7 protein-coding genes and 1 riboswitch are annotated in these 6,185 nt (G+C 67.2%); of the genes, 1 reads left to right on the forward strand and 6 read right to left on the reverse strand.

Annotation, left to right across the window (positions count from 1 at the left end; all coding sequences use genetic code 11):
- Window positions 1–96 precede the first annotated feature (96 nt).
- Window positions 97–630, reverse strand: coding sequence for a hypothetical protein (locus tag ACTJI8_RS05700; RefSeq protein WP_440732407.1), 534 nt, complete (start codon window positions 628–630; stop codon window positions 97–99).
- 162 nt (window positions 631–792) lie between these two features.
- Window positions 793–1,329, reverse strand: coding sequence for a single-stranded DNA-binding protein (locus tag ACTJI8_RS05705; RefSeq protein WP_440732408.1), 537 nt, complete (start codon window positions 1,327–1,329; stop codon window positions 793–795).
- A 283-nt stretch (window positions 1,330–1,612) separates the two neighbouring features.
- On the opposite strand from ACTJI8_RS05705, the gene ACTJI8_RS05710 reads away from it, so the two are divergent.
- On the forward strand, window positions 1,613–2,449 hold the full coding sequence (locus ACTJI8_RS05710; protein WP_440732409.1) for a DNA-processing protein DprA: 837 nt from the start codon (window positions 1,613–1,615) through the stop codon (window positions 2,447–2,449).
- Window positions 2,450–2,562: 113 nt separating this feature from the next.
- Here ACTJI8_RS05710 and ACTJI8_RS05715 read toward each other — a convergent pair whose 3' ends face one another.
- From ACTJI8_RS05715 to ACTJI8_RS05730, 4 genes are all read right to left on the reverse strand, one after another.
- Window positions 2,563–4,335 carry a type IV secretory system conjugative DNA transfer family protein gene (locus ACTJI8_RS05715; protein WP_440732410.1) on the reverse strand — a complete coding sequence of 591 codons (1,773 nt, stop codon included), beginning with the start codon at window positions 4,333–4,335 and terminating at the stop codon, window positions 2,563–2,565.
- A gap of 75 nt (window positions 4,336–4,410) precedes the next feature.
- Window positions 4,411–4,917, reverse strand: a complete 507-nt coding sequence (locus ACTJI8_RS05720; protein ID WP_440732411.1) for a hypothetical protein — start codon at window positions 4,915–4,917, stop codon at window positions 4,411–4,413.
- A gap of 385 nt (window positions 4,918–5,302) precedes the next feature.
- Window positions 5,303–5,488 (reverse strand): hypothetical protein, encoded by a 186-nt coding sequence (locus tag ACTJI8_RS05725; RefSeq protein WP_440732459.1) that lies wholly within the window; start codon window positions 5,486–5,488, stop codon window positions 5,303–5,305.
- Window positions 5,440–5,721: an NUDIX hydrolase gene (locus ACTJI8_RS05730; RefSeq protein WP_440732412.1), complete on the reverse strand. Its 282-nt coding sequence runs from the start codon at window positions 5,719–5,721 to the stop codon at window positions 5,440–5,442. The genes ACTJI8_RS05725 and ACTJI8_RS05730 overlap by 49 nt, the downstream gene beginning before the upstream one ends.
- Window positions 5,722–5,846: 125 nt before the next feature.
- A riboswitch (TPP riboswitch) is annotated at window positions 5,847–5,944 on the reverse strand.
- Between the last annotated feature and the right edge of the window lie 241 nt (window positions 5,945–6,185).

Genomic DNA, 6,185 nt, shown 5'->3' on the forward strand with positions numbered 1-6,185 from the left:
CTCAACGGCGGGAACCCAGCGACGAGCTCAGTGGCGAGTGCGCGGAAGTTGGTGTCGTTCCCGTCGGCTGGCTTCGGGACCGGGACTGTCGTGAGGTCAGTCATTGTCGTGATCGCCTCCTCGGATTCGCGCGGCCTGTTCCTCGCGACGGCGATCGACCTGTTCGTCGACGAAGGCGAGGAAGTCCTTCGTGCGCTCGGCGACTGGCCGCTCGGTGGTGTTCTGCTCTGTCCAGTCTCCCGCTTCGCCACCCGGCCAGGGAGTGATCCGGGTCGGGCGGTCGCGGTCGAGGCGGGTGCCGCAGATCGTAACCCAGTCGCGAAGACGATCACGGGCGATGGCGAAGTCCTGGTGCCAGGCGAGAGCCTGGTTGCCCTTTGCTTGCGGGTCGTAGCTGAACAACCAGTGCTGCCGAAGCGCGGAAAGCTCCCAAAGCAGCTCGGGGTGACGGTGCCACATCGGTGGGACGATCTGCGCCGGTAGCCCGTACTCGTGGCGCAGCCAGTCGACCCAGGCGTTCAGTTCGAGGAGCTCGTGCTCGACGTCGTCGGGTGCGAGCGTGCGCCAGTTGATGGGGCGGGGCACTTCGCCGAGCATGTTGGAGATCTGCTGGGCGTATTCGGCTTCCATGAGGCGGCGAACCTCGTCGGGGAGATTCGCATCGAGGTCCTCGTCGGTGGGATCCGCCTCATCTGGGATGTCGCTCATCGCCTGGTCCTTTGGTTGCTCGTGCGGAAGAGAAGGAAGCGCTGCCGGCGGTGCTGGGGGGTGGGGCGCCGGCAGCGCCTCCGGTCATCGGGCGATTGCTTCGCGGTTCGCTCCCGCGGGCTGGGCGGGGCTCGTGTCGGCGGCGAGGTCCTGCTCGCGCTGCGCGAGCGCGACAGCAGCCGGATCACGTTCTCCCGCCGCCCGGGCGGGTGCATCATGCTCGGGCATGGTCCGCTCCGCGCGGGAGCGGTCGACGGTGTAGCTGGTGCGGTTGTTGTCGTGGCCGATGCGGGAGGCGATGAACTGCCGCCGTGTCTCACCCTGGTAGTCGTGCTCGGCGGTGCGCCCGACGGCGATGAAGTGGTCGCCCTTCTGGAACTTCAGTGCAGCACGTTCGGCGGACTTGTTGAACATGACGAGGTCGGTGAACTGCGGTTCGAGTTCCGTGAACGTGCCGTCGCCGTTCGGTTCGGACTGCTCGATGCCGACCCGGATGTAAAGCCGGTGTCCGCCGTTGTCGGTGGGGCCGAGTTTGGGCTCCGAGGCGATGAACCCGAACAGGGCCTCACGTGTTGGAATGCCTGCGCTCGGTGCTTCGCGGGCTGATGTGTCGTCGACCATGGCCTCTCCTCCAGAATGCGTGTCGCCCGCAGGGTCCTGCGGGACTACCGGACAGGTACGAGCACCTCCCCGATAACGCCGCCCCTTACCTCTCGATGGACACCAACCACGCGAGAGGACGAGAGCACATGGACGTAATTGAACGACTGGGGCAAGGCGAACGCGCCGCCCGCGTATTGCTGGCGACGATGTTCGAGCCCGGCGACACGACTGTGGGAGCCCTCGTGACCGCGGAGCCACGAACACGCTGATGCTGGCTGTGGGTGAAGGACCGGTGCCCGGAATGAATGCCGAGGAAACTCGGGCGTGGCGCAGGAGCCATCAGCTCGACGTGGATCACGCCAAGCAGGTCAACGAGGACACACAGGCCGGCGGCTTCACTGTCCTCATCCCCGGAGATCCCGCCTGGCCGACATCCCTGAGCGACCTCGGACCACGTGCCCCCTATGCCCTCTGGGCGATGGGACGTCCCGCGGTCCTCCAGGCCGCGGCGAATGGGGCTGTCGGAATCAGCGGATCACGATCGGCGACCTCAGCCGGCACCTTCATCGCCGCCGAGCTCGCCGAGGGTCTCTCCCACGAGGGTCTGCTGACTGTCGCGGGCGGCGCGTACGGCATCGACGGGGCCGTGCACCGCGCATCTCTTGGGTCGGGTGGCACCACCATCGCAGTCTTGCCGTCCGGGCTCGATCGCCCGTACCCCGTCGGGCACGCGCAGCTCTTCGAGCAGGTTGCGCGCGCGGGGCTCCTTGTCAGCGAGCTGCCGCCCGGATCCACTCCCACGAGATGGCGCCTCGAACACCGGGGCCGGATCGTCGCCGCCCTCACGGACGCCACCGTGATCGTCGAGGCGGGCGCACGCTCGTCCTCGCTCAGGCTCGCCCGTGAGGCCGCCGGCCTCGGCCGCCCGGTCGGCGCATTTCCCGGCTCCGTGACGAGCCCCGCCAGCAGTGGCACGAACCTGCTGATCCAGCAGGGTGCCGCACGCCTGGTCGCCGGAACCCGCGACGTGGTTGACCTGTGCCGCACCGACCCCGCACGGACACGCGAACATCAACTCGAAGGCGACTCCGTGCAGCGAACGATCGGACTAACGTCGCGGGACAGCATCCGCCGCTGATCCAGCACAGCGCCGTAGCGACGGGATGGCAACCACCATCATATTTCCGCATGCGATCGAACGACATGGGGCCCCGCCGGATCATCCCAACGGGGCCCCACGTTCGCCCGGATCTACTTCGGCACCCCCGCACGAAGGTGCTTCTCGACGTCGGCACGATCGGAGCGCAGCTCGATGGCATCGCGACGCGAGGGCCACGGTCGCAGCGTCGTGACGATCGGACGTGCGGTACGCAGCATCACCACCCCGGTGCCGAACGGAAGTGTGCGGAGAACGTCTGGCGGCAAGATCGGGACTCGACGGATCGACCGTTGCATCGAGTGTGATCCGTATGCATCGGTAGTGACGCTCTCGGTCGTCTCGTCGCGATCGCCTACGAGCGAGGCAAGGTCTTGCAGGTCCCGGCTGTTGGACGCCCCGCCCAAGATGATCTTCACGATCGAGGCATCCCAGATGGCGTTGGCGTTGTTCTCGCCCCACTTCTCCCGAGCCTGTGCGAGGGACTGCAGAACCGGGAGGGTCGTGATGCCGGTGCCTCCGCCCTCGGCCATGAGGGTGGGCATCGACGGAAGTGGCGACAGGTTCCCGATCTCGTCCAACGCCAACAGCAGCGGCGGATCCATGCGTGCCCCGGCCGATCTTGCGGCAATCTTCCGGGCGGTCTCGATCAGGTCCTCGATGAACGCGGCAACCAAGGCGGCGGATGCCCCGGCACCGGCACCCGTCGCCAAGAGATACAGCGTGCCCCGTTCGAGGAGGAACGACTCCGGGTCGAACTCCTCACCGACACGGGGTGTGACCGCGTCCAGCACACGGGGGTCGGCGAGCGCGGACAAGGCGAGCGAGACGCCCTGCCAGATGGAGTCTCTGGTGCGGGGGTCGGCCTGCACCATCGCGTCGAGCGAGTCGGCCCACCCTTCGGCGGCGTCCGGGTTCGTGGATAGCACACGGACAGCGTCAGCGGCCAAGGTGGGGTTGAGTGCCCATTGGTAGAGGGTCATTGCTTCGCGGCCGTCGAGAGCTGCCGCGTGTAGCAGCGCCTGAAGTGCGGCCGTGGTCTTCCCTTCCCAGAAGCCGGCGTCTTGCACGCCGCGGAACCCTGTGGCGGTGGCGAGGCCCTTCGCGCGGATCATGGCCGTTAGAGGGTCCTGGCAGCCGCGGACGATCGACCAGCGCATGCCCGTCGGGACGCCAGGCGCCAGGCGTTGCGGGTCGAACACGGCGACGGGACCGACCCTCTGACGGGCGCGAAGTGTCGCGGTCAGGTTGTCCGGACGGGTGGAAGTTGTGATGACGGCCCCCGGTGCGTCGAGGATCGCGTTGATCACGATGTGCAGTCCCTTGCCCGATCGGGGTGGGCCGATCAGCAGGATGCTGTCCTCGATGGTGGCCCATACCGGTCCGCCCTTGCTCGAGCCGAGTAAGTAACCGACATCCTGTGGGCGTGGTGTACCGGCCAGTGACGGGCGCAGCGTGTCGGCGCGCTTCAGCAGGGCTCGGGGTGATGCCGCGCGCGCGATCTCTCCCGCCGACGCGGTCCCGGCCGGCTGATGCGGGTTGGTGTCCGTGCCGCGCAGTCGCTGCCACCCCCGAAACGCGAAGAAGCCCGCCACGGCGAGGACAGCTAGCAGTAAGGCGACAACCACCCAATATGCGACCGGGTTCAGCCCCCGCGCGCCCAGTCCGGCGCCGGGGTCGCCGGGCATGGCGAGCACGCGGAGCCCTGCTGTGATTGATCCGGACGGTTCGTTCTGTCCGGTAACGAACGCAGCGACCGTGCCGGCCAGTCGCAGGACTCCGCCGAAGGCGATGGCGGCCACGAGGCCGGCCAGGATCAGGTTCAGCACGGCTTCGTTCGCGGGCCGTGGTTGTGAACTCGGAGGCATGCGGGGACTCCTTCCTGCCCCGGCCGGGGATGGCGGGGGCAGGAAAGAGGTATGGTGGCGCGCTGCACCGTCCGGTCAGGAGATTGAGCATACGGCCGTGGTGCCCGAGATGCGGCCAAGCAGCACGACCTCGCCGTCCGTTTTGGCATGCTCGCCGTGCTCGAGCAGGGCGCGTGCACTTCCGTCAGCCGCGGCGGAGGTGTGCCGCAAGACCAGGGCGATGGCGACGTCTTCACCGGGCACGAATCCGGTCGCGTTTAGCTCGACCAGCCTCGGCTGCCACGGCATCGGTGCCGGTGCCACCGTTTCTGGGGCGAGCTCGGGGCTGTGTGGGGTAAGGATGTCGGCCCACACGCTGCCGTCGAGCTCACGCACTTCGATCCGGGTCGGGCTGTTGAACCGCGTCACGAACTCGCCGAGGACACGGCCGAGCTCATCCCGGCGAGTGGGAGAACCTGCCAGTCTCTGCCCATTGACCGTGAGCACGATGAAGTCCTCCGAAGCGACCTCCGCGATAATCTGCGGCAGTACCGCGGGAACCAGCGCGGGGGTGTCCCGCGATCGGCGACGTGACCGCTTCACAGCGCGCCTCCCTCGGACAGGAGCAGTTCTCTGGCCAGGTGCGTTGATTCGATTGCGACGAATTCCTTCTGAGCGTTCATGGTCGATAGGTGCGCCCTGCCCGCCCTGGGTTGCCTCGCATGGTGGCGCACCAAGACCGAGTACCGGCGCACGCGGCGATGAGCGCCTCGGCGAAGGCAATGCTACGAACTTCCGCTCGATCGTGTTCGATTGCGCGACTTCGCTGCCGGGACCAGCCGACGACGAGCTACACAGACAACGACCGCTTCCTCGCTGAGCAACCACCCCGCGGCCCGGAACTCCCGCGCTGGCATCGCCACGGAGGTCGGCGTTGCAGTGCTGTCCGCCGGTTCCCGATCGCGATGAGGTCGTCTCGGGCGACGGGTCAGGAGGGGTCGGCGATAGCGGTTGGCGGGTAGAGGCCGGCGCGCTGGAGGTAGCCGAGAAGGTCCTGGCTCAAGTTGACCTGCGCGAGCTCCTGGATCGCGAACCACCGCGCGTCTGCGGCGTCGTCGCCGGCTTTCAGGGTGCCGCCGGTCGGTACGGCCAAGAAGTCGTGAATCTCGTACATCGCGTCCGCGCTTGCGGGCTGTGTGAGCGACCAAAGTTCGTGCTTAATCTCGACGATGATGCCGTTTCCTCGAGCACTTCGCGGGCCGCTGCATGTTCGAACGTCTCGCCGGGCTCCACGCATCCGCCGGGCACGGTCCAGCTTCCGGTCTCGGGGTCCTTGGTGCGTACAACGAGAAGCAGCCGATCGTTCTTATCGATCACGACACCGCTGGCCGCGAGTATCGTTCTCATCTCAGCTCTTCCCGCCGGGCGGCGCGTGCGTGAACAGCACACTTAATTGCTCCGCCGATCGACTGGTGCTCACCGGCTTCCACAGACGCGGCTATGGGACTCGTCGTTTCGGGAACTGCTCGTGTGCGCGACATGCGCGACATCCCTTCGCTAGTACGAACTAGATCAGGTTCGTCGGGTGTGTTCTCAGCCCTGCGAGCGCAGGGCACCCCGTGTCACGTGGTGACAGTATTTGTAGCGAGCCGCCAGCTATGCGACTGAGCGAGGATAGCTGGCGGTCTGCACCCGCGGGTCACTGCGCACCGACCGCATCCTCACCGAGATACATGCCTCCGGCGGTGACGCTTGCCGCATCTGCGATCTGTTCGGCATTGGCATCGAGGCCGTCATACGCCACGCCGCCCACTCGGCTGTCGGCGATGGTTGAAAACGAGGCCATAGTGACGGGCGAAAGCGAGGCCACC

It is taken from the genome of Microbacterium sp. 22303, from assembly GCF_052045265.1.
In the GTDB taxonomy this organism is placed as follows: Bacteria; Actinomycetota; Actinomycetes; order Actinomycetales; family Microbacteriaceae; genus Microbacterium.